Origin of the sequence: Chitinolyticbacter albus, from assembly GCF_024437655.1 — a bacterium.
Classification (GTDB): domain Bacteria; phylum Pseudomonadota; class Gammaproteobacteria; order Burkholderiales; family Chitinibacteraceae; genus Chitinolyticbacter; species Chitinolyticbacter albus.
Genome location: NZ_JANBVF010000004.1, coordinates 20635 through 42231, shown reverse-complemented (window position 1 = coordinate 42231; position 21597 = coordinate 20635). Strand labels below are relative to the sequence as shown.

At 65.0% G+C, this 21597-nt stretch carries 23 protein-coding genes; 15 read left to right on the top strand and 8 right to left on the bottom strand.

What is annotated here, in order from left to right; translation table 11 throughout:
• The first annotated feature begins 43 nt into the window (after positions 1-43).
• The gene (locus NLI84_RS02700; RefSeq protein WP_255988008.1) at positions 44-799 is read left to right on the top strand and encodes a BPSS1780 family membrane protein; all 756 of its coding nucleotides are present in this window, start codon (positions 44-46) and stop codon (positions 797-799) included.
• A gap of 1 nt (position 800) precedes the next feature.
• Positions 801-1172, top strand: coding sequence for a diacylglycerol kinase (locus tag NLI84_RS02695; protein ID WP_255988006.1), 372 nt, complete (start codon positions 801-803; stop codon positions 1170-1172).
• 57 nt (positions 1173-1229) lie between these two features.
• Here NLI84_RS02695 and NLI84_RS02690 read toward each other — a convergent pair whose 3' ends face one another.
• From NLI84_RS02690 to NLI84_RS02680, 3 genes are read right to left on the bottom strand one after another with little or no spacing between them, the layout of a single operon-like run.
• Positions 1230-1640, bottom strand: a complete 411-nt coding sequence (locus NLI84_RS02690) for a DUF2721 domain-containing protein (RefSeq protein WP_255988005.1) — start codon at positions 1638-1640, stop codon at positions 1230-1232.
• Positions 1633-2388, bottom strand: coding sequence for a LytR/AlgR family response regulator transcription factor (locus NLI84_RS02685; protein WP_255988004.1), 756 nt, complete (start codon positions 2386-2388; stop codon positions 1633-1635). Before NLI84_RS02685 ends, NLI84_RS02690 begins: the two co-directional genes overlap by 8 nt.
• Entirely contained in the window at positions 2354-3391 is a 1038-nt protein-coding gene (locus NLI84_RS02680; RefSeq protein WP_255988003.1) for a sensor histidine kinase, read from the bottom strand. The genes NLI84_RS02685 and NLI84_RS02680 overlap by 35 nt, the downstream gene beginning before the upstream one ends.
• Before the next feature lie 89 nt (positions 3392-3480).
• Here NLI84_RS02680 and NLI84_RS02675 point away from each other — a divergent pair, with 89 nt between their 5' ends.
• Positions 3481-4971, top strand: coding sequence for a YifB family Mg chelatase-like AAA ATPase (locus tag NLI84_RS02675; RefSeq protein ID WP_255988001.1), 1491 nt, complete (start codon positions 3481-3483; stop codon positions 4969-4971).
• A gap of 2 nt (positions 4972-4973) precedes the next feature.
• Here NLI84_RS02675 and NLI84_RS02670 read toward each other — a convergent pair whose 3' ends face one another.
• Positions 4974-5918, bottom strand: coding sequence for an AraC family transcriptional regulator (locus NLI84_RS02670; protein ID WP_255987999.1), 945 nt, complete (start codon positions 5916-5918; stop codon positions 4974-4976).
• A gap of 134 nt (positions 5919-6052) precedes the next feature.
• Here NLI84_RS02670 and NLI84_RS02665 point away from each other — a divergent pair, with 134 nt between their 5' ends.
• Positions 6053-6982: an NmrA family NAD(P)-binding protein gene (locus tag NLI84_RS02665; RefSeq protein WP_255987998.1), complete on the top strand. Its 930-nt coding sequence runs from the start codon at positions 6053-6055 to the stop codon at positions 6980-6982.
• On the opposite strand, the gene NLI84_RS02660 is transcribed toward NLI84_RS02665, so the two are convergent.
• Positions 6955-7308, bottom strand: coding sequence for a hypothetical protein (locus tag NLI84_RS02660; RefSeq protein ID WP_255987997.1), 354 nt, complete (start codon positions 7306-7308; stop codon positions 6955-6957). The two genes, NLI84_RS02665 and NLI84_RS02660, sit on opposite strands and share 28 nt — an antisense overlap.
• A 150-nt stretch (positions 7309-7458) precedes the next feature.
• Here NLI84_RS02660 and parE point away from each other — a divergent pair, with 150 nt between their 5' ends.
• The 5 genes from parE to NLI84_RS02635 all read left to right on the top strand — a co-directional run bounded on the left by parE (position 7459) and on the right by NLI84_RS02635 (position 13008).
• On the top strand, positions 7459-9432 hold the full coding sequence (parE, locus tag NLI84_RS02655) for a DNA topoisomerase IV subunit B (protein ID WP_255987996.1): 1974 nt from the start codon (positions 7459-7461) through the stop codon (positions 9430-9432).
• A complete protein-coding gene (locus NLI84_RS19110) occupies positions 9429-10913 on the top strand; it encodes a Ycf46 family AAA ATPase (protein WP_255987994.1) in 1485 nt (494 codons plus the stop codon). The genes parE and NLI84_RS19110 overlap by 4 nt, the downstream gene beginning before the upstream one ends.
• 116 nt (positions 10914-11029) lie before the next feature.
• A complete protein-coding gene (locus tag NLI84_RS02645; protein ID WP_255987992.1) occupies positions 11030-11374 on the top strand; it encodes a hypothetical protein in 345 nt (114 codons plus the stop codon).
• Positions 11375-11507: 133 nt separating this feature from the next.
• Positions 11508-12401, top strand: coding sequence for a phosphotransferase (locus NLI84_RS02640; protein ID WP_255987991.1), 894 nt, complete (start codon positions 11508-11510; stop codon positions 12399-12401).
• Between the two features lie 70 nt (positions 12402-12471).
• Positions 12472-13008, top strand: coding sequence for a nucleoside 2-deoxyribosyltransferase (locus NLI84_RS02635; protein ID WP_255987990.1), 537 nt, complete (start codon positions 12472-12474; stop codon positions 13006-13008).
• A 1-nt stretch (position 13009) separates the two neighbouring features.
• Here NLI84_RS02635 and NLI84_RS02630 read toward each other — a convergent pair whose 3' ends face one another.
• Both NLI84_RS02630 and NLI84_RS02625 read right to left on the bottom strand, forming a co-directional pair.
• Positions 13010-13858 (bottom strand): 4'-phosphopantetheinyl transferase family protein, encoded by an 849-nt coding sequence (locus NLI84_RS02630; RefSeq protein WP_255987989.1) that lies wholly within the window; start codon positions 13856-13858, stop codon positions 13010-13012.
• Positions 13815-14552: a glutathione S-transferase family protein gene (locus NLI84_RS02625; RefSeq protein WP_255987987.1), complete on the bottom strand. Its 738-nt coding sequence runs from the start codon at positions 14550-14552 to the stop codon at positions 13815-13817. The genes NLI84_RS02630 and NLI84_RS02625 overlap by 44 nt, the downstream gene beginning before the upstream one ends.
• Positions 14553-14666: 114 nt before the next feature.
• Between NLI84_RS02625 and NLI84_RS02620 the strand changes: the two genes are divergently transcribed.
• Positions 14667-15629: a helix-turn-helix transcriptional regulator gene (locus NLI84_RS02620; RefSeq protein ID WP_255987985.1), complete on the top strand. Its 963-nt coding sequence runs from the start codon at positions 14667-14669 to the stop codon at positions 15627-15629.
• Here NLI84_RS02620 and NLI84_RS02615 read toward each other — a convergent pair.
• The gene (locus NLI84_RS02615) at positions 15626-16261 is read right to left on the bottom strand and encodes a hypothetical protein (RefSeq protein ID WP_255987983.1); all 636 of its coding nucleotides are present in this window, start codon (positions 16259-16261) and stop codon (positions 15626-15628) included. The genes NLI84_RS02620 and NLI84_RS02615 overlap by 4 nt on opposite strands.
• Before the next feature lie 467 nt (positions 16262-16728).
• Here NLI84_RS02615 and NLI84_RS02610 point away from each other — a divergent pair, with 467 nt between their 5' ends.
• The 5 genes from NLI84_RS02610 to NLI84_RS02590 all read left to right on the top strand — a co-directional run bounded on the left by NLI84_RS02610 (position 16729) and on the right by NLI84_RS02590 (position 21557).
• Positions 16729-17460: a MotA/TolQ/ExbB proton channel family protein gene (locus tag NLI84_RS02610; protein ID WP_255987982.1), complete on the top strand. Its 732-nt coding sequence runs from the start codon at positions 16729-16731 to the stop codon at positions 17458-17460.
• Position 17461: 1 nt separating this feature from the next.
• Positions 17462-17878, top strand: coding sequence for an ExbD/TolR family protein (locus NLI84_RS02605; RefSeq protein ID WP_255987981.1), 417 nt, complete (start codon positions 17462-17464; stop codon positions 17876-17878).
• Positions 17879-18051: 173 nt separating this feature from the next.
• Positions 18052-18906, top strand: coding sequence for a fructosamine kinase family protein (locus NLI84_RS02600; protein WP_255987980.1), 855 nt, complete (start codon positions 18052-18054; stop codon positions 18904-18906).
• A gap of 10 nt (positions 18907-18916) precedes the next feature.
• Positions 18917-20989 carry a site-specific recombinase gene (locus NLI84_RS02595; RefSeq protein ID WP_255987979.1) on the top strand — a complete coding sequence of 691 codons (2073 nt, stop codon included), beginning with the start codon at positions 18917-18919 and terminating at the stop codon, positions 20987-20989.
• Entirely contained in the window at positions 20964-21557 is a 594-nt protein-coding gene (locus tag NLI84_RS02590; RefSeq protein ID WP_255987977.1) for a 2OG-Fe(II) oxygenase, read from the top strand. Before NLI84_RS02595 ends, NLI84_RS02590 begins: the two co-directional genes overlap by 26 nt.
• Positions 21558-21597 lie beyond the last annotated feature (40 nt).

Here is a 21597-nt window from a genome sequence, read left to right as displayed (position 1 = left end):
GTCCCATCCCTACGATAGCGGCTCTTATACGCGGAGCAGGCTGATGCAAGACCTTGATGCGGTCATCGATATGTCGCTTGAGCCGCGACGGATCAATCTTACGGGCTGTATGCGCTGGTTGAACGATGCGTGGTCGCTTTTCGTAGTGCATGGCTTGACTTGGGCCACGATGTTTTGGCTGATGTTCTTGCTGGTTTTGTTTTGTATGGTCATTCCACTGTTAGGGATGGCATCTTCAATACTGAATGTAGTGTTGTTTGCTGGATTGATTACATCGATCGACGCTGCTCGACGTGGCGAGAAACTTGAACTTGGCGGACTGTTTTCTGGGTTCAAGCGCAATTTCGGAGAGCTGCTGCTGACCGCGGTGCTTATCTTGGCAGTCTCCATCTGTACCTTGTTCATTTTGCTAGCCATCACTGTCGCAATTGGCAGCCCCTATCTGCTGATGATTGCAAAGGGACAGTTGACCCCTGAGCTCATCAAAACCCCCGAATTCGCTGCCGGTCTGCTCGCGGTCGTGCTGGCTTGCGGCCTGGTGATGCAGCTGGTGAATAGTGCGTTCATGTATGCACCAATGCTGGTTGTTCTCCGCGGCGTCAAGGCGATGGATGCGATGAAGCTGAGCGTATTGGCGTGTTGCAGAAACATCCTGCCATTTTCGTTACTTGCAGTGCTCTGTATACCGGTACTAGTGCTGGTGTCGCTGACTTTTGGGTTGGTGCTGCTTGTGCTGATGCCATATGCAGCGCTAGTGAGCTACACCAGCTTCATCGACATCTTTGGCGAGGAAAACTGACGTGTCCGAGAGTCCGTTCAAGGGCAAGACCGGCGTGCAGCGCGTGATCAATGCGTTGGGCTACTCCCTCGATGGCCTCAAGGCCGGCTGGGACAACGAGGCCGCGTTCCGCCAGGTATCGCTGCTGGCCTGTGTTGGCGTGCCGCTCGCCTTTATCGTTGCTCTGCCAGGCTGGGCACGCGTGGCGGTGATCGCGAGCCATCTGCTGACCGTCATCGTCGAGTTGCTCAATTCGGCCATCGAGGCGGCAGTGGATCATACGTCGCTGGAAAAGCACCACCTGGCCAAGCGGGCCAAGGATCTCGGCAGCGCGGCACAACTGGTCTGCCTGCTGAACCTCACGCTGATGTGGGGATTGGCCGTTCTCGGCTGATTCAGAGCGCCAATAAAAAACGCCCTTCGCGGGCGTTTTTTATTGGGCTGCAAGCGCTCATTCGAGCTTGTGCAGCTCCGATTCGATATCGCTCAGCAGGATGTTGAGCGCCGAATCGGAGATCAGGATCTCGCCCAGGCATAGTATCAGCGAGGCGACCATCAACAGCAGGCTGCCACCGAACAGCAACTGCGCCCCAAGCGTTTGATGGATGGCCATCAGCACCATGGAGATCAGGCAACACAGCAAGCTGCCGATGCCGAACGCCTGCATGCCGCGGATCAGCGCCACCCGCCGCCGCAGGTTACCCAGCTGGCGCAGGTTGTTCACATGCGGCTCGTGATTATGGGCGTCGTACAGCTGGCGGATGATGGTGGAAAGTGCAAGGAAACGGTTGGTATAGGCGAGCATCAGCAACGAAATCGCCGGAAACAGCAACGATGGCGTTGTAATGCTGAACTCATCCATTCTTCTTGAAATCCTTGATCACGTGTTGTTGCCGGCGGCTGACAGCGAGGCGGTCCGGCACATCGCGCAGCACGGCCACCCAGTGCGTTTCACCGCCGTTGGAGGGCACCTTCTCGAAGCCGATCAGGGAATCGCGCGCGACCAGGCAATTGCGATGTATCCGCACGAAGCGGCTGCCGAATTCCTCTTCCAGCCGGGTCAGCGAATCCTCCAGCAGGTATTCGCGCTCGCGGGTACGCAGCGTGATGTATTTCTGCTCGGCCTTCAAATAACGCGCCTCGGCCACCGGGATCAGGTGCAGGCGGCCGCGTTCGGTCACGCTGAAATGACTGCGAGCGGTCGACGACGGCTCGGCCATGCTCTTGGCCTCGCGCTGTTCGCGCACGCGGTTGAGTGCGTCGAGCAGGCGCTCGCGGCGGATGGGCTTGAGCAGGTAGTCGATCGCGCGCACTTCGAAGGCGGCGACGCCATATTCCTCGAAGGCCGTGGCGAAAATCACCGCCGGCGGTTGTGACAGACCCTGTAGCTCGCGCGCCAGTTCAATCCCGCTCATTTGCGGCATCTGGATGTCGATGATGGCGGCATCGGCATCGGCCTCGGCCAGCTGGGCCAGCGCGGAAACCCCGTTGGTGGCAGTGCCGACGATTTCCAGCGGAATTTCGGCGGCACAATCGTTCAATACATCTTCCAGGCGGCGCAGCGCCGGCAACTCGTCATCGACCAGAAAAAGGCGCAATGGCGTCGTCATGAGCAATCTCCCGATAAGGGACCACAATGTGTACTTGATAATAGCCGTTCACGGCTTGCGTCGTGAGGTTGGCTTCGGCGTCGAAATGCAAGAGCAGGCGCTCGCGGATATTCTCGAGCGCGATGCCATTTCCCTGATGCTGCCGGACCGCGTCCACCGGCGGCAGCGGATTGCGCACATCCAGGTGAAGTTGATCCCGGATCCGGAAAATATTGACCTGGATCGGTGCCGGTTCCAGTGCCGGCTCGATGCCATGATAGATGGCATTTTCGACAAGTGGCTGCAACATCAACGGCGGTACCGCGGCGTCGCCCGGCATATTGTCGATATGCCAGTCCACTCGCAGCCGCGCCCCGAGGCGCACCGCCTCGACATTCAGATAGCGCTGAGTCAGGTCGACTTCGCGATCGAGCCGCGCCAATTGCCGGTTGTCCTTCATCAGCACGCGGAACAAGTCGGCCAGGTCTTCCAGCATCTGCTCGGCCTTCATCGGCTCGTAGCGGATTAGCGACAGTACGGCATTGAGGCTGTTGAAGAAGAAATGCGGACGGATGCGTGATTGCAGCGCGGCCAGCCGTGCTTCCGACAACCGAGGCGATAGCGAGCGCTGGCGCAGGCGAAAGTAGCCCAGCAGTGTAAGCGTGATCGCCAGGATGGCCAGTGCCCCGGCCAACAGCGTCGGGCCGCCGCCTTCCACTGGCAGCACGATGGCCCGGCCTATGCTGCCCCCCAGGATGGCGATGAAGCAGACCGCTGCTGCGCCCCAGTTGTAGGGCAGGCGCGCGAGCAAAGGCGTGGCAAGCCCAAGCAGCAGCAGCGCTGGCAACAGCGAGAATTCCAGCCAGAGTACGTTGTCGGAGAAACGGGACGCCCACAGCGACCAGTTGGAAAGCCCGATCAGCGAATAGACAAACAGCGCCAGATGGGCGAATACCAGCACGCGCAGCACTACGCCCATATTGCGGAAATCCGGCAACAAGTCCGGCTCGGTCGCTGGATTCACCCTGCGCTCGCTGTATCGTTATGTTGAAAGCACTGCCTACACTATAAACAAAGTCTGACTTTGCCAAGCAGGGCCTCCCTGACCGTTGCATGTCCCTCGCCATCATCCACAGTCGTGCCTTGCTCGGCCTCAACGCCCACCCCGTCGTGGTCGAGGTCCATTTGGCCAATGGCCTACCTGCATTCAACCTCGTCGGCTTGCCTGACACCGAAGTCAGGGAAAGCCGGGAGCGCGTGCGCGCGGCGCTCGCCGTTTCCGGTTTCGATTTCCCTGCCCGCCGCATCACCGTCAACCTGGCGCCGGCCGATCTGCCCAAGTCGTCGGGCGTGTACGACTTGGCAATTGCCATTGGCATCCTCGTTGCTAGTGGCCAGCTTCCCGCCGACCAGCTCGATCAGTACGAATTCGCCGGAGAACTGGGTCTGGCCGGTGATCTGCGTCCGGTGCGCGGCGGTATCGCGCTGGCTCGCGCCGCCAGTCTGGCCGGCCACGCGCTGGTCTTGCCACAAGCCAGTGCCAGCGAGGCCGCGTTGATTCCGCAAGCTACCGTTTATGCCGCACAACATCTGCTCGAAATTTGTAAGCATTTTGCGGCAGGCGAGATGCTAACCGCAGTCAGCGTCCCACCCGCATCCGTGTCAGCCAGCTATCCCGATCTGGCCGACGTACGGGGGCAGGCCCAGGCCAAGCGCGCACTGGAGATCGCGGCGGCAGGCGCCCATAGCGTGTTGCTGATTGGCCCGCCCGGTACCGGCAAGAGCATGCTGGCCAAGCGTTTGCCCGGCCTGTTGCCGCCGATGCAGACCGATGAAGCGCTGGAAAGCGCGGCAATCCAGTCGCTGGGACGCAGCGGTTTCACGCTGACGCAATTTGGCGCGCGCCCATTTCGTTCGCCGCATCACTCGGCTTCCGCTGTGGCGCTGGTTGGTGGTGGCAGCGTGCCGCAGCCAGGCGAGGTATCGATGGCCCACAACGGTGTTTTATTTCTGGATGAACTGCCCGAGTTTGATCGCAAGGTGTTGGAGATGCTGCGCGAGCCGCTGGAAAATGGCCAGATCCAGATCAGCCGCGCTGCGCATGCCGCCGATTTTCCGGCGCGCTTCCAGTTGATCGCGGCAATGAACCCATGCCCCTGCGGTTACCTGGGGCACCCGCGCAAGGCTTGCCGCTGCACGCCGGACCAGGTGGCGCGTTATCGCGGCAAGCTCTCTGGCCCGCTGCTCGATCGCGTCGACCTACTGGTCGAGGTGCCGGCGCTGCCGGATACGGCGCTGACCGGCGGCGCCGATGGCGAATCGAGCACCGCGGTGCGCGAGCGGGTATGTCGGGCCCGTGATCGGCAGCAGTGCCGGCAGGGCCAGGCCAACGCCGCGTTGGAGGCCGGGCTGATCGATGCACATTGCGCACCGGACGAGGGCGGTCTTGCCTTGCTGAGTACCGCGTTGACCCGGCTAGGCCTGTCGGCACGGGCTTACCACCGTGTGCTCAAGGTGGCGCGCACCATTGCCGATCTCGCCGGTGCCGGGCAGGTTGGCGCGCCGCACGTGGCCGAAGCCATTCAGTACCGCCGCGCCTTGTAGCCCTAACGCTCGGGCGGGATGGTCCCCGGCGAGACGCCGATCACCCGTTTGAACGCGCGGCTGAAGGCCGCCTCTGATTGATAGCCCATACGCAGCGCCAGGCTGGCGATGGGCTCGGCCTTGCGCTTCAGGCTCGCGAGCGCCACGTGCATGCGCCAGTCGGCGAGGTATTGCATCGCGGGTTGGCCGACCAGCTGGGTGAAGCGTGCGGCGAAGGCGGAGCGCGACATGCCGATCTGGCCGGCGAGTGTAGCGAGCGTCCACGCCTGGCCCGGATCGCGGTGCATCAGCGCGATCGCCCGGCCGATCTGCCTGTCTTGCAATGCGCCCAGCCAGCCTTGCCGCGCCGCCGGGTCGCTGGCCATCCACGCGCGGATGGCCTGGATCACCAGTACATCGGCCAGGCGGGCGATCACCGTGTCGCCGCCGGGTTGCAGCGTCTGTGCTTCGGCCGCCATGAAGCGCAACAGGTCGTGCAACCAGGGCTGGCGCTGAGTGGTGCCATCCAGCCGTAGCACCGGCGGCAGCAGCGCCACCAGCCGGTGCGCGGCAGGATCATCGAAATGCACTGCGCCGCAGATCACCTGCGTTGCATCCCCGCCGTCACCGTGGCGCAGCACCTCAAACCGGGGTGAGAGCAGCGTACGATCGAGCTCGAACAGATTGGTGGTTGCCACACCAGGCGCGCTGGTCAGCGTATGGCCGTGGCCATGGGGCAACAGCACGAAATCCCCCGTACGCAAGGGTTCCGGTGCTCGGCCCGGGGCATGCAGCCAGCCGCTGCCGCTCGCCACGAAGTGGAACATCAGGCAGTCGGGCAGCGGTGGCAATGCCACACCCCACGGTGCGGTCAGCTCCGAGCGGCAGTAGATCAGGCCGTTCATGCGCAGGAAGTGCAGTGCCTCGGCCAGTGGATCGACAAAGAGCCATGCATCGTCTGGATTCATGACTGCAGTTTAGGCGCGTCGTGCCATCGTCCAAGCGATTTGGACGAATAAGCATAAAGCAGCGACTTGCCATCATGGATCATCCCAATACTCCAGCGGATAGTGGACGAACCATCCGCACAAGGAGTGCCGAAATGAAGATTGCAGTCATGGGTGCGAGCGGTCGCACCGGTTCCCGTATCGCCCAGGACCTGTTGCAGGCCGGCATCGATGTCGTTGCTCTGGGGCGCGATGCGCAACGGCTCGTCGCGCTGCAGCGCAGGGGTGCGCAGATCGCGGTGGGTGAAGTTGACGACGTTACGTATCTGGCGCGTGCCTGGCAGGGCGTGGACGCGGTCTATGCGTTGCTACCCTATGATGTGAGCCAGCCGGGCTATCTGGCCAGCCAGGAGCGCCAGAGTAGGGCCATGGTGCAGGCCATCGCCGAGGCGGGGGTGGGCAGGGTGGTGCAGCTCACCAGCGTGGGCGCGGACCAGGCCGGTGCCACCGGCATGATACGCAGCCTGCATGCGCATGAAGCGCGGTTGGGCGAGCTCGCCGGCGTCGATCTGCTGTTGCTGCGCGCCAGCCATTTCTTCGAGAACTTCGGCCCCGCGCTGCCTGCCATGCTGGCAAGCGGCGTGCACGCCGACGGCGTAGCCCCCGACATCAAGCTGCCCATGCTGTCGACGCACGATATTGCCGACGCAGCCATCGCCGCCTTGCGCGATCCAGACTGGCAGGGCCGGCAGATCCGCGAGCTGCTGGGGCCGCGCGATCTCGATTTCGTGGAAGTGACCGCGTTAATTGCCGCGCATGCTAACCGCCCCGATTTGCGCTACCAGCAGGTCGGGACGGCCGAGCTCTCGGCGGGGTTGCGTGAAGCCGGCCTCGCCGCCGATGTGGCGGCGCTATGCGTAGAACTGGTCGAGGCCTTCAACAGCGGGCTGATTCATACGCTGCAAGGCCGCAGTGCAGCCACTACCACCCCGACCACGCTGCAGGATGCGCTGCCGGGCTTGTTTACAACGTATGCGACCGTGCAGCAGGAAGCCGCTCAGACCGGTACGGTTTCGCCGAGCTGATCGACCCGCCGATGCCAGTGCTGGGCCAGATGGCCCGGCACGTGGCGATCGATCGCGTGGTGGAGCAAGGTTTCGATGGAGTGCCAGCGTTGGCGATCGATGTCGTCGATCAACGCTGGCAACTGGCTGGCGGGGCGGTCCAGGCGATAGCTCTCGCCGTCGAGCGCGGCGGTCCAGAAGGCGATCAGCCGTTGGCGATAGGGTCTCAGGTCGGAAGCGCGGGACAGCCACGCAGCCAGTCGCGGATGCCGGGCCGCTGCGTGGATGAAGTCGTCGATGACCGCTGCGATGTTGTCAAAGCCGATCAGGCTGGCAAGCTTGTTCATTGATGCTCCCCTTCTTGTATCGCCCCATGTAGATAGGCAGACCGCACGGGATAGCGGAGGGTTCCCGGTGCTTCACCGATGGTTACATGGCCGGGCATGGCCGGCTTTTGCTAGACTGCTGCGCTATATCCGCAACACGTTCCCGAGCCAATGAGCACAGCCCGCTACGACGAGTCAGCCGTCAAAGTCCTCAAGGGTCTCGACCCGGTCCGGCACCGTCCGGGCATGTACACCCGCACCGACAATCCGCTGCACATCTGCCAGGAAGCGATCGATAACGCCGCCGACGAGGCGCTGGGGGGCTTTGCCAGGAAGATCCACGTCACGCTGTATCGCGACCAGTCGCTGAAGGTGATTGATGACGGCCGCGGCATCCCGGTTGGCATCCACCCGGAAGAGGGCGTGCCGACGGTGCAGGTGGTGTTCACGCAACTGCACGCCGGCGGCAAGTTCGACAAGAAGGATGGCGGCGCTTACGCGTTCTCCGGCGGCCTGCATGGCGTCGGCGTCTCGGTGACCAATGCGCTCTCCACCCGGCTCGAAGTCGAAGTGAAGCGTGACGGTGCACAGCACCGCATCGTATTTGCCGGCGGCGAGGTGCTCGAACCGCTGGCAGTGCTGGGCAACGTGGCCAAGAAAGATACCGGCACCACCATCACCGTGCGTCCCGATCCGCGCTATTTCGATAGCCCGACCATTCCGCAAGGCGAGCTCGAGCACCTGCTCAAATCCAAAGCCGTGCTGCTGCCGGGCCTGGTGGTGACACTGGATGTGGAAACCGCCGGCGGAGAGTTTGTACACAAGGAATGGTGCTACCCGGACGGCCTGATCGGCTATCTGTCGGAGCAGCTTGCCGGCTACGACACACTGATCCCCATCTTCAAGGGCGAGAAATACGCCGACGCCGGCGACGAGGCGTTCGCGCCCGGCGAGGGCTGTGCCTGGGCTTTCACCTGGAGCGACGCCGGCCCGGTGAACCGTGAATCGTACGTGAACCTGATCCCGACTCCGGCCGGCGGCACGCACGAATCCGGCCTGCGCGACGGCGTGTTCCAGGCGGTGAAGACCTTCATCGAATTCCACAGCCTGCAGCCCAAGGGCGTGAAGCTGCTGCCCGAGGATCTGTTCGGCCGCTGCTCCTTCGTACTCTCGGCCAAGGTGCTCGATCCGCAGTTCCAGGGTCAGACCAAGGACAAGCTCACCAGCCGCGATGGCCTCAAGCTCGTGTCGACCATGGTCAAGCCGCCGTTCGAGCTGTGGCTGAACCAGCACGTCGACCTGGCCAAGAAGCTGGCCGAGCTCGCTATCCGCGCCGCGCAAAGCCGGCAGAAGAACGCGACCAAGGTGGAGAAGAAAAAGTCGTCTGGTGTGGCGGTGCTGCCGGGCAAGCTCACCGATTGCGCCAGCGACGAGACCGAGCGCTGCGAGTTGTTTCTGGTCGAGGGCGATTCGGCGGGCGGCTCGGCCAAGTCCGGTCGCGAGAAGGATTTCCAGGCCATCCTGCCGCTGCGCGGCAAGGTGCTGAACACCTGGGAAGTGGACAAGGACCAGATCTTTGCCAACAACGAGGTGCACGACATTGCGGTGGCGATCGGCGTCGACGCCCACGGCCCGAACGACGCGGCCGATCTGTCGAACCTGCGCTACGGCAAGGTCATCATCATGTCCGATGCCGACGTCGATGGCTCGCATATCCAGGTGCTGCTGCTTACGCTGTTCTATCGCCATTTCCCACGGCTGATCGAGGCGGGGCACGTGTACGTGGCGCAGCCGCCGCTGTATCGCGTCGACGTGGCGGGCAGTGGCAAGAACAAGCCGCCGCGCAAGTTCTATGCGCTCGATGAAGGGGAGCTCACCGCCATCCTCGATAAATTGCGCGCCGAGAAGGTGCGTGAGGGCGCCTGGAGCATCAGCCGCTTCAAGGGCCTGGGTGAAATGAACGCCGAGCAGCTGTTCGAAACCACGATGAACCCCGACACCCGCCGCGTGCTGCGCGTACGCGTGCCCGGCGACGTGAGCCGCAATACCCGCGAGCTGATGAACATGCTGATGGGCAAGGGCGAGGCCAGCAGCCGCCGCGCTTGGCTGGAGGCACGCGGCAACGAAGTGGAGGCGGACCTGTGAGCCAGCGCGATGTCGTCAGCCAGCTGAGGTTGCTGTGGGAGTGCCGCTACCCGCTGATCCTGATCGAAACGCACGACGAGGTTGCGGCTTTCGAGCAGGTGCAGCGCTTCTGCCAGCTGGACCGGGTGCCGTGTTTCGCCTGGAGCGCCGCCGATGGGCTCTGCCGGCCGCCCGAGCACAAGGCCGAATACAACACGCAGTCGCTCGACGACGCGCTCAAGCATATCGACGCCAGCCCGCAGAACGGCCTGTTCGTGCTGCTCGACCCGCATCCGTATCTGGACGACCCGGTCACGCTGCGCCGACTGCGCGAAGTGGTGCAGGAGCATCACCGCGCCGATCGCGCCATCGTGCTGATCGCCCCCGAACTCAACCTGCCCGGCGAGCTTGCGGCGCAGGCGGCGCGGCTGGAAATACCCGGCTCGACCCGCAGCGAGATCCAGCAGATCGTGAAGGACGAAGCCGCCCGCCACAAGCGCGACAGCGGCGAGACGCTGCGGGCCGACGAAGCGGCGTACCAGCTGCTGATCCAGTACCTGACCGGCACGCCGCTGCCGCTGGCGCGGCGGCTGGTGCGCCAGGCCATGCGCGACGACGGCCAGATCACCCGTGACGATCTCACTCAGGTGCTCAAGCAGAAGCAGGCCAGCCTCGGTAGCGACATCCTCGGTTTCGAGTTCCCCGCTGCCCGGCTCGACGAGGTGGGCGGGCTGACCAACCTCAAGCAATGGCTGTCGCTGCGTCGCCGGGCCTTTATCCAGGCCGACGCCGAAGCCAGCGTCGAGGCGCCGCGCGGCATGCTGCTGCTCGGTGTGCAGGGCGCCGGCAAGAGCTTTGCCGCCAAGGCCGTGGCCGGCAGCTGGGGCGTGCCCTTGCTGCGGCTGGACATGGGTACGCTGTTCAACAAGTTCTTCGGCGAGACCGAGCGCAATCTGCGCCAGGCGCTGGCCACGGCCGAAACCATGGCGCCGTGCGTGCTGTGGGTGGACGAGATCGAGAAGGGCCTGGCTTCCGATGCCGACGGTGGTACCGATGGCGGCGTATCGCGCCGCGTGCTCGGCACGCTGCTCACCTGGCTGAACGAGCGCCCGGCGCCGGTGTTTCTGGTCGCCACCGCCAACGACGTGCGCGCCTTGCCGCCCGAGCTGATGCGCAAGGGCCGCTTCGACGAGCTGTTCTTCGTCGATCTGCCCGATGGCCCGGCGCGCGCGGCGATCTTCCGCGTGCATCTTTCGAAGCGCAAGCAGCCGCTCGATCGCTTCGACCTGCTCGCGCTGGCCCAGGGCAGCGATGGATATTCCGGCGCCGAGATCGAGGCCTCGGTCCGGTCCGCCTTGCTCGAAGCGCACGCGGCCGAGCGATCGCTGGACCAGCCCACATTGCTGGCCACGCTGGCTGCGACCAAGCCGCTATCGGTACTGCGCGCCGAGGAGCTGGACGAGCTGCGGGCGTGGGCCCGTAGCCGTACCGTACCGGCGTAAGGTGCGGCGCAGACGGGTATCGGCGCAACACCCGGAGCTACATCGGGCTCTGGAGATGAAATCGGGGCTGGGCGCACATATCCTGATGCATCGCGTTACCAGATACCCGCCGAATCATGCGCACCTTCCTCTGTTTGATGCTTGTTGCCTATGTGCTGACCGCCGTGTTTGGCACAGCCAGCGTTCACAACTGTCGCCACGAAAAGCCTCGAGTGCGGTTGTTGAGCGCGGACGAGGTGGCGCTGGGGGAAGAGCCAACCCACTGGGTTGAAGGCATGCCGTTGGCGATTCATGTTCCCCACTCAAGCGAGAGCGCGTTGCTGCCCATCGCCCCTTTCCTGATCGTGGCTCGCTGGAGCTATTGGGATAACCCCGAGGGCGCAGGAAGTGGGGAAAAATTGTACTTCTGGTATGGCTGGGGACTGATAGAACTCGGGAAGAGGTCGGGCGCGATCTCGTGATTCCTTAGCCTGCGGGAAGCGGTGTTCTGTTTTGCCTTTGTTGTTCACCGATTCTTCCGTGGTAGGCAACGCCCTTCCGCCCAGCTACCTTGTCACGCAAGGCCCAGCACAGCGCCATCAGGGGAGAGGGGCTATGGATACGCAAGCGTGGATCGCGGCACAGGCGCCGCGCTGGTTCGGTGGGGCGGCGGAGCTCGACGCCACCTACGAGGGTTTCTACGCCCAGGTATACCGGATGCGCCTGCCCGATGGCCGGCTACGCACGGTGAAGTGCTTCCGTCAGCAGGGCATGGCGGCGCGCGAGGCGTTGTCGCTCAAGCGGCTGCGGCTCAATAGCCCGTCGCAGGTGGCGGTGCCGGAACTGATCGCCATCGAGCTCGACGCATCCATGCAGACGCTGGTGCAGACCTGGGTCGACGGCGTGCCCTCGGGCGAAGTGGCGCATGAATACGCCGGCCCGCTGGGCGAGGCCATCGTCGACGTGCTGCTGCACTGGCATGCGCAGGCGGGCGATGCGTTCGAAGACCAGCAGGGTGGTCGCCATGTCGATTTCGCCAGCTGCTACCACGCCGATCTCACGCGACTCTCCGCATGGCTGGCCGGTGCCGATGGCTTCAGCGATGCGACCCGCGCCCGCATCCTGGCCACCGGTGAGCTGGCGCCAGCGCTGATCGCCCCACTGGCGGGCGAGGCGCCGGTGTTCATCCACGACGATTGCCACGCCTGGAACTTTCTCGCTGACCCGGTCAGCGGCCATCTCACCGGCGTGATCGATCCGGCGCAGGCGCGCTACAGCCATCGCGAGCTCGACCTCTTTCATTTGCCCGACGCGGCGCCGCAGCTCGACCTGCTGAACCGCTATCTGGCCCAGAGCCCATGCGCGCCCGGCTGGCCGCAGCGGCGCTGGCTGTTCAGCCTGTGGGACGACGTGAAACACGCCATGCTGGTGGGTTGGCGCGACGAAGCCTGGTTCGAGCGCAAGCTGGGCGAGTTCGACGCGGCGCTGGCACCAGGCATGTCGGGCTGACCGAACAGGGCTGCGCGGCAGTCGTGTTGCCCGCGTTATAGTGTCCGATGTCTTATCGCGGAGCTGGGCCATGTCGTTTGCCATCTATCTCGCCGGCCCCGGCGTGTTCCGCCCCGATGCGCTGGCCTGGGGCGAGGCGCTCAAGGCCGGCTGCGTCGAGCACGGCTTCACGGGGCTATTCCCGCTCGACAACGCGGTGCCGCACGGCCTCGATGCAGCGGCGCAACGGCAGTGGATCTTTGCCGCCAACTGCGCGCTGATCCGTGAGGCCGATCTGGTGCTGGCCGATGCGCGCGCATTCCGCTCGGCGAGCGAGCCCGATTCGGGTACTGCGTTCGAGATCGGCTATGCGCATGCGCTGGGCAAGCCGGTCTGGCTGTGGCTACCCGATGCCACGGTTGGAACCCAGATGGTCGATCGGGCGAGCCACGGCTGTGACCACGCAGGCCGGGCGGTCGACCGGGATGGCTGGCATGTCGAAGACTTTGGCGCGCCGCTCAACCTGATGCTGTGGCAGGCGGCAAAAGGTGTGTTCCACGCTCCTGAGCCTGCCGCCGCGTTGGCCGAGCTGGCTGCTCGTCTCGCGCGGACCGACGTGGCGTACTAACTCAGAACGGGCTGCGCGCAGGCCCGCAAGCCAGCGCGGCGCTATAGCCTTCCGGCACCGGCAGCAGCCAGGCATGGGTATCAAGCTGCGGCGTCTCGTCGAAGGTCAGCGTGACCTGCCCGTCGTTCTCAGGCACAACCGAGAGCCGCGCCATATGCCCGGCGATGCCGCAGCCCCATGCCTTGAGCACGGCTTCCTTGCATGACCACACGGTGTAAAAGCCGGCCACTTCGTCGTGCTGCGCCTTGAGCCAAGCCTGCTCGGCGCGGGCGTAGATCTTGTCGGCAAGGGAGATGGTGTCGCGCGCGGGCTTGATCTGCTCGATGTCGACGCCGACCGGCAAGCCGGTCGAGATCGCGATCAGCGCATGGTTGCCAGTGTGCGATACGTTGAACTGCAGTCCGCTACGCGCCAGTGCGGGCTTGCCGTGTGGGCCTTGCTCGAAGGCCACCACGCGCGGCGCGCGGTCCAGCCGTTCGCCCAGCAGGCGCCGCAGACTGAGGCGGGTGGCGACAAAGCGCAAGCGGTCCGCCGGGCGTACGTAGCGCAGCGCGCGCGTCGCTTCGTCGTCGGATAAGTCCTGCAGATAATCGATATGCCACGGCGTGGCATGATCGAGATCGAGCCGCCACAGCGCAACGTCGGCTGCGGGAGATCGCAGCGGGTTCAGCGTCCACATGCGGGCATGGTACTTGATCGGCGCCAGATTGCGTCGATCCGCCCGCATTGCCGTCGATACGTTGTGCCGCGTCCGGGCGCTGGCCCGGGTGGCGCGCACCCGGTCGCGGCGTGATTCGTCGACGCGCTCAGGCGGGAACGCCTTCGCGCCCAAGCCGGGCCCGCTGCTCATGCAGCGCATCCAGCATCACGTGGCCTAAGCAGCGGCCGCTGCTGGTCGCGGGCTCACCCGCCTCGATCGCCATCGCAAATTGCACCGCAGGATCGGCGCGCAGCCGGTCCAGATGGTGCCGCAGGTTGGGGTAATCCAGCGCCAGATCGAACTGCGGGAAGTACTCGGCCCAGCGCGCCACGCCGGCGAAGTAGGCATCGGCCACCGTGCGCTGTGCGCCCGCCAGCCATGGCCGGCGGCCCAGTAGGGCCTCGACATGGGCCAGCGCCTTGGCCACACCGGCATTGCCGATCCGCTGCAGCACGGCGCGCGTAGCCTCGTCCGCATCCTGCATTTCGTAAGCGGCCCACAGCGGGCCGAAGGCGGCGAAGAAATCGCTGTTGAGGTAGGCCAGCACCTCGTTCAGCCGGTCCGCTTCGGGCGTGCCCTGGTAGAAGCCCAGCCCACGGGCAATGCCGCGCGTGCCGATGTTGAGCAGGATGGCCAGGCTTTCACTCAGTGCCTCGCCTTCTTCCAGCAGCAACGCGGGGGTCTGGTTCAGCGGGTTGATCGCGGCGTAGGCCGCGGGCCAGGGGTGATCCAGCATCTCGATCCGGCATAGCCGGTAGGGCTGGCCCAGCCACTCCAGCGCGACGATGGAACCGAACGAGCAACCTTGCGGCACGCCATAGAACAGTACGGGTACGGGATGCATTTTGGATCTCCTGGTGTAGGAATACGCGACGGGGCAGGGTGCTGCCCCACCATGACGCCACGATAAAACCCAAATAGGATATATTCCGACCTAATACGAAACGGTGAATGCGAGATGTCCAAACCGGCAACGCGGGTGCTGGCGGTCCTGGAGCTGCTGCAGACCCACGGCCAGCTGTCGGGGCGGGAACTGGCGCTGCGGCTTGAGGTGGACGGGCGCACGCTGCGCCGTTACATCGCCGCGCTGGAAGAGATTGGCGTTCCGGTGATCGCCGAGCGTGGCCGCTACGGCGGCTACAAGCTGGTCGCCGGCTTCAAGTTGCCGCCGATGATGTTCACCGACGAGGAGACGCTGGCGATCTCGCTGGGCCTCGCCGCTGCCCGCGGGCTGGGCCTTGCCGATGCCGGCCCGGCGCTCGAGAGTGCGCAGGCCAAGCTGGAGCGGGTGATGCCCACGGCGCTCAAGCCCCGGCTGCGTGCGCTGACGGAACGCGCCACGCTCGATCTGGCGCCCGCCAGCCCGGAAGGCGGCGCGGCGCTGGTCGCGCTTGCCACCGCCGCCCATGCGCAGCAGCGGGTGCGGCTGCTCTACCAGGCCGAGGGCGGCGAGGCGACCGAACGCGACGTCGATCCCTATGGCCTCGTCTACCGGCGTGGCCGCTGGTACCTGTGTGGGCATTGTCACCTGCGGCGCGACCTGCGCACCTTCCGGCTCGATCGTATCCACGAGGCCCGACCGTTGCCGGCCTCGTTCCTGCGCCCGGCTGATTTTGATGCCGCGCGCTACCTGCAGCAGAGCTTCACCGACATGCAGCGTGCCCACCCGGTGGATATCCTGCTGCACACGGACCTCGCCGCCGCATTGTCCGAACTCGGCGGCCATGTCGGCGCGCTGACGCAGCAGTACGATGGCGTGCGTCTGCAGACCAGCACCGACAGCCTGCGCTGGTTCGCCCGCCAGCTTGCCGCGCTGCCGTTCGAATTCTCGGTACGCACGCCGGATGCGCTGAACGAAGAGATCCGCGAGTGTGCCGCGCGGCTGTTGCGGGCAGTGCCTGGCGTCGAACTGCCGGGTTAGACGCTACCCGCCGGTTGACCCGTGTTGCGGCGATTGCCGCGCCACCATAGCAACAGTGCAATAGCCATGATCAATAGCACCGCGACGAAGCCGCCGAGCAGCAGGCGGGATTGGGAGGCGAGCTGCCGTTCGAGGGCCTGGCGATCCTTGGCGTGAGTCTGATGCAGCTGCTCCAGGCGTTCGGCCACGCCTTCGAGCGTTTCGCGGACGTAGTTTTCCTCGCCTTCTTTGACCAGCGACTTGTCGTCGGCGCGCAGGCGCAGCAGCGTGTCCTTGGTGACTTCGAGCTCCAGGCTGGCGAAGTGATCGGCACAGCCGCGCAGTTGCGCATCGATCTGGGTCGGCCCGACGGGAATCGCGAACAGAAAGCCAGTCTTGATCCGCAATGGCCTGCCGGTCGTGAAAAGCGGCTCGCTCAGGAAAGGTTCGTCATTGATCGCGATGACCATCATGCAGTCTGCTTTGCCCTGAATGGGCGCGTCGACCGTCAGCTCCAGCCACGCATGGTCGTGCGCCAGGATGTAGTTGCTGCGTTCCACCGACATGTCCGCTCGACCGCAGCCGGAGATCAGCAGCAAGGTCAGCAGCAGGCAGATGTGACGGCAAGAAAGCGGCATGGTGGTGTTCGCCAAGGAAGATGGCCGAGTGTCCGGGTGCAGCCCCATAGCGGACAAGATGCCTTGTGTGTCTGCCGGTAACCGCGTGTCATTTGCCCATCATTCCGCCTTGCCCACCCACAGTCGGCTTGGCCTGGGGCCGAGGGTGGCGAGCTCGTCGTAGGGATTGTGCAGCCGGAGGTGATCGATAGCAGCCGCAGCTAATGCAGTCGTCGAGCTCGTCACGCAGGCGGGTAAGCTGGGCGAGGTCGGCCAGCGCGACACCGACCCGCTGGGCTACGCGGATGAAGGCCAGCCGCCGCAACACTTCGCGCGGATTTCGGCCAGTATGGCCGGGTGACGGAGGCGACCAGCCTGCTGAGTCCGGCGTGACGCAACGGCGTGTCCGGACTGCTTACGTTGAAGTTGAGAATTGTTCGCGTTAAACTGCCGGTCTTCGCGCCTCTCGGTCGCGCCGCTTTACGCATCAAGGAGTTGTACCCATGGAACACAATCCCTACGGCATCGCCGCGCTCTGGGCGCAGGGCGACTTCGTCACGCGCGGCGTGGCCGTGCTGCTGCTCATCATGTCGGTTGCCTCGTGGTGCGTGATCCTGATGAAGGCGTGGCGGTTGATGAACCTGAAGCGCCAGGCCCGCGCGGCCAGCCACGATTTCTGGCACCAGCGCGATTTCGCTGCTGGCCTTGCGGTGCTCGGTGAAACCAAGACCGACAACCCGTTCCGCAACCTGGCCGAGGAAGGCGCGGAAGCGGTGGCGCACCATGCGCACAACAAGTCGGACCTGCACGGCGCACTCAACGTCAGCGACTGGGTCACCAGCAACCTGCGCCGCGCCATCGACGACGCGGTGCAGCAGATGCAGTCGGGGCTGTCCATCCTCGCCTCGGTCGGCTCGACCGCGCCGTTCGTGGGCCTTTTTGGTACTGTGTGGGGCATTTATCACGCGCTCGTCAGCATCGGCGTTTCGGGGCAGGCCAGCATCGACAAGGTGGCGGGCCCCGTGGGCGAGGCGCTGATCATGACCGCCTTCGGCCTGGCGGTCGCGATTCCGGCGGTGCTCGGCTACAACGCGCTGGCGCGCGGCAATAAATCGGTGCTGGCCCAGCTCAACCGCTTCGCCCACGACCTGCACGCCTACTTCATCACCGGTGCGCGGGTCGGTACTGTTTCGTCGCCGGCGCCGACGCTGAACGTCGTAGCCGGAGGCCGCTGAGATGGCCTTCGGCAGCTTCGACGACGCGGGCGATGAGGTGATGAGCGAAATCAACATGACGCCACTGGTCGACGTCATGCTGGTGCTGCTGATCATCTTCATCATCACCGTGCCGGTGATCAGCCATCAGGTGAAGCTGGATCTGCCGCGCGCGGCCAACCAGCCGCAGGAACTCAAGCCCGACCATATCGCACTGTCGATCGATGCGAGTGGCCAGCGTTTCTGGGACGGCAAGCCGGTCGATGAGGCGACGCTCGACGCCAAGCTCGCCGAGGCCGCGGCCAAGCAGCCGCAACCGGAACTGCACCTGTCGGCCGACCGCACCGTCGTGTACGAAGCGGTGGCGCAGACCATGGCCGCGGCGCAGCGCGCGGGCATGGCCAAGATCGGTTTTGTCACCGACCCCGGCCAGCAGTAACAGCGGCTGACAACCAGGGTTTCGTTGGCTGCGCTGTATCCACACGAGTACGCGAGGGCGGAGCCGGGCCACCTGCTTCGCCCTCGCTGCATCCGACGTTCACGCTGGCAGGGTGTCCTAGGCAAGGCGATTGCGCGCGCTACACTGCAGCGTCGCCCTGCCCGGAATCTGCCATGTGGAACGCCATCGCCGCCGCCATTTCCGCCTCGCTCCAGCTTCCAGTCACCCTGGCCACGCCGCGTAGCGTGGGCGGGGGCAGCATCAACCGCGCGTGCCGGGTGGAAAGCGATGCCGGCCCCTTCTTCGTCAAGTTGAACCAGGCGCGACGGCTGCCCATGTTCGAGGCCGAGGCGCAGGGATTGCTGCAGCTGGCCGAGGGCGCGCGCGTGCCACGGCCCATCTGCCATGGCGTGGCGGGCGAGCATGCCTTCCTGGTGCTGGAGTGGCTGGATCTGCAGCCGCGTGGCGACGACGCCGCGCTCGGGAACATGCTGGCCGGGCTGCACCGCATCACGCGCCCGCGCCATGGCTGGGATATCGACAACACCATAGGTAGCACGCCGCAAAGCAACGCCTGGTGCGACGACTGGATAGCCTTCTGGCGCGAACAGCGCCTGTTGCCACAGCTGGCGCTGGCGGCCCGCAATGGCCATGTCTTGCGCGATACCACGAGTTTGCTCGAGCGGTTCCCCGTGCTTTTTACCGGCTATACGCCGCTGCCTTCCTGCTTGCATGGCGATTTATGGTCCGGTAACGTCGGTTTCCTCACCGATGGCGCACCCGTGCTGTTCGATCCGGCGTGCTACTTCGGCGACCGGGAAACCGATCTGGCAATGAGTGAACTGTTCGGCGGCTTCGGCCCCCGCTTTCGCGCTGCCTACGACGCAGCCTGGCCCCTTGATCCAGGCTATCCGCGCCGACGTGCGCTGTACCAGCTCTACCACCTCCTGAATCACCTCAACCTGTTCGGCGATGGCTACCTGGCCGCTGCGCAGGGCGCGCTGGACCAGGTGGTGGCAGTGACCTGACAGGACACCCATGCAGGCGATACTCGCAAAACTGAAACAGATCGCGCCCGACGGCGCGTTCGAACTCTTGGCGCAGCTCGTGGCCGAGTTGCGCCCGCGCAAGGCCGCCGACCAGCGCGCCGCCATCAACAACGTGCAGGCGCTGTGCTATCTGCTGGAGCAGCACCCTGATTACCGCGCCGCCTTGCGCGCGACCTTGCTGCATTTGCTCGCCGGGAGCTGGCAGGTGCCGCTCTATACCGAAACGGGCCTGCTCTCGAACGAAACCTTCTTCTCCACGCTGCGCAACCGCATCGGCATGCGCCTGTTGCCGCCGGTGCGCAATCCGGCCTCGCTCAAGGATCGCCTTGCCGAGCTGTTCAGCCGCAGCGACGACTACGAGTGGCTGGAAGGCGTGCCGCGCGAACAGTGGTTCGATCTGGGCCGCGCGCTGCATTTCGAGGAAGAAACCGACAACGACAGCATCGAGCGCACCCGGCTGCAGATGCTGGAGGCGATCCAGATCCTGTCGGCGCGGCTGGCGGCAATCGGGCTCGAGCCGGAGATCGTGCACAACCTGCCCGACGTGCGCCGATTCGAATCGCCCTTCGTGCACCAGAACGTCGAGACCCAGGCGTATATCGAGCGCTACCGCGCCGCGCTCGTCGACAAGACGCTGCCCCAGGACGACGACGCGCAGATCCTGGTGCTGCTCGATCAGTGCGAGGCGCAGATCGCCAAGGTGCGCAAAAGCGCCGCGCGCCAGGGCGTGTCGGTCAGCCTCACCTATCACCTGGTCCGCGTTCGTCAGCATATCGAGCGCATACGCATGCTGCTCGACCTGGTCGACCCGGACACTGACCGCGACCAGCGCGCCGAGCGGTTGCTCGCCACCATGATGGGCCTGGTGCGGGCCGAAAACCGCCGCCATAGCATCCGCGACGTGTTTTCCGAGAACACCGAACTGTTGGCGCTGCAGGTGACCGATCACGCCAGCCGCACCGGCGAGCACTACATCGCCGAGAACCGCCGCGAGTGGATGGAGATGCTCAAATCCGCCGCCGGCGCGGGCTTTATCGTCGGCTTTATGGCGCTGCTCAAGCTGCTCACCTCCAAGATGCATCTGCCCTTGCTGGTCGAGGCGCTGGCGTTCGGCCTTAACTACGCGCTCGGCTTCATGCTGATCCACGTACTGCACTTCACCATTGCCACCAAGCAGCCGGCGATGACGGCGGCCAAGATCGCCGCGTCCATTCACCAGCAGACCACCAAGGGCGGCAAGAAGCAGCTGGATCTGGACGAGCTGGCGGCGCTGATCGTCAAGGTGCTGCGCACGCAGTTCGTGGCCATCTTCGGCAACGTGATCGTCGCCATGCCGGTGGCGCTCGGCATTGCCTGGCTGTGGCTCTATACATCCGGCAGCGCGCCGGTCGATGCCGCCAAGGGGCAGGTGCTGCTGCACGACCTCTCGCCGATCGCCAGCCTCGCGCTGTTCCATGCCGGCATTGCCGGCGTCTGCCTGTTTCTCGCCGGCCTGATCTCGGGCTACTACGACAACAAGGCGATCTACAACCAGATCCCGCAGCGCATCGCCGCGTTGCCTTGGCTGAACCGGATCGTTGGCGAGAACCGCACGCGGCGCATTGCCGGCTATATCGAGCACAACCTGGGCGCGCTGGCGGGTAACTTCTACTTCGGCATGATGCTGGGCACCATCGGCACCATCGGCGTGCTGCTGGGCCTGCCCGTCGATATCCGCCACATCACCTTCGCCTCGGCCAATCTCGCGTACGCCGCCGTTGCGCTCGATTTCCAGCTGCCGCTGCGCGTGCTGCTGATCTCGTTGTTGGGTATCGGCCTGATCGGCCTGACCAACCTCGCAGTCAGTTTCGGCCTCGCGCTATGGGTGGCGCTGCGCTCGCGCAAGCTCAACTTCCGTGCCACCCGTCCCTTGCTTGGCCGCATACTGCGCCACTTCATCGCCCGGCCGGGCGACTTCCTGCTGCCGCCACGCGAGCAACCGGCGCTGCCCGCCGCCGCGCGCGCGCAGCCCGATATCGATCTTGCGGAGACCGCGCGTGACTGGATACGCCTGCGTCGCTGACGCGCTGGCGGAGCATGGCCTGGCCGTGCTGCCGGATTTTCTGGGCCGCGACGAGACCGAGCGGCTCGCCGCCGTTTGCCGTGCCCGACGCGAGCGCTTTGCCCGCGCCGGCGTGGGCCGGGCCGACGGCCACACGGTGAACGCCGCCATCCGTGGCGACGATGTGCTGTGGCTGGATGACGACGATCCTGCTGCCGCGTCCGTGCTTGCCCGGCTCGGCGCGCTGCAGGACGAGCTCAACCGCTCGCTCTATCTGGGCCTCGCCCGGCTCGAATGCCATCTGGCGGCCTACCCGGCCGGCACCTTCTACAAGCGCCATCTGGACCAGCATCGTGGCGAGGACACCCGGGTCGTCACCATCGTGCTCTATCTCAACCCCGATTGGCGCGAGGAGCACGGCGGCCAGCTGCGTATCTATACCGAAGAGGGGCCGCACGATGTGTTGCCGGTCGGTGGTACGCTGGTCACCTTTTTATCCGACCGCTTCGAGCATGAAGTGCTACCGGCCACGCGCGAGAGGCTGTCGCTCACCGGCTGGTTCCGCCGCCGCGAGTCGGGTGTTTTGTGAGCTGCCGCACGGACGTCACCCGCCACCGGACGTAGAATGC

Bases quoted from the DNA above. Each gene is read 5' to 3' on its own strand.
- NLI84_RS02700 (WP_255988008.1), top strand. From the start codon at position 44: ATGCAAGACCTTGATGCGGTCATCGATATGTCGCTTGAGCCGCGACGG.
- NLI84_RS02690 (WP_255988005.1), bottom strand. From the start codon at position 1,640: ATGGATGAGTTCAGCATTACAACGCCATCGTTGCTGTTTCCGGCGATT.
- NLI84_RS02685 (WP_255988004.1), bottom strand. From the start codon at position 2,388: ATGACGACGCCATTGCGCCTTTTTCTGGTCGATGACGAGTTGCCGGCG.
- NLI84_RS02675 (WP_255988001.1), top strand. From the start codon at position 3,481: ATGTCCCTCGCCATCATCCACAGTCGTGCCTTGCTCGGCCTCAACGCC.
- NLI84_RS02670 (WP_255987999.1), bottom strand. From the start codon at position 5,918: ATGAATCCAGACGATGCATGGCTCTTTGTCGATCCACTGGCCGAGGCA.
- NLI84_RS02665 (WP_255987998.1), top strand. From the start codon at position 6,053: ATGAAGATTGCAGTCATGGGTGCGAGCGGTCGCACCGGTTCCCGTATC.
- NLI84_RS02660 (WP_255987997.1), bottom strand. From the start codon at position 7,308: ATGAACAAGCTTGCCAGCCTGATCGGCTTTGACAACATCGCAGCGGTC.
- parE (WP_255987996.1), top strand. From the start codon at position 7,459: ATGAGCACAGCCCGCTACGACGAGTCAGCCGTCAAAGTCCTCAAGGGT.
- NLI84_RS02645 (WP_255987992.1), top strand. From the start codon at position 11,030: ATGCGCACCTTCCTCTGTTTGATGCTTGTTGCCTATGTGCTGACCGCC.
- NLI84_RS02640 (WP_255987991.1), top strand. From the start codon at position 11,508: ATGGATACGCAAGCGTGGATCGCGGCACAGGCGCCGCGCTGGTTCGGT.
- NLI84_RS02635 (WP_255987990.1), top strand. From the start codon at position 12,472: ATGTCGTTTGCCATCTATCTCGCCGGCCCCGGCGTGTTCCGCCCCGAT.
- NLI84_RS02630 (WP_255987989.1), bottom strand. From the start codon at position 13,858: ATGAGCAGCGGGCCCGGCTTGGGCGCGAAGGCGTTCCCGCCTGAGCGC.
- NLI84_RS02625 (WP_255987987.1), bottom strand. From the start codon at position 14,552: ATGCATCCCGTACCCGTACTGTTCTATGGCGTGCCGCAAGGTTGCTCG.
- NLI84_RS02620 (WP_255987985.1), top strand. From the start codon at position 14,667: ATGTCCAAACCGGCAACGCGGGTGCTGGCGGTCCTGGAGCTGCTGCAG.
- NLI84_RS02610 (WP_255987982.1), top strand. From the start codon at position 16,729: ATGGAACACAATCCCTACGGCATCGCCGCGCTCTGGGCGCAGGGCGAC.
- NLI84_RS02605 (WP_255987981.1), top strand. From the start codon at position 17,462: ATGGCCTTCGGCAGCTTCGACGACGCGGGCGATGAGGTGATGAGCGAA.
- NLI84_RS02600 (WP_255987980.1), top strand. From the start codon at position 18,052: ATGTGGAACGCCATCGCCGCCGCCATTTCCGCCTCGCTCCAGCTTCCA.
- NLI84_RS02595 (WP_255987979.1), top strand. From the start codon at position 18,917: ATGCAGGCGATACTCGCAAAACTGAAACAGATCGCGCCCGACGGCGCG.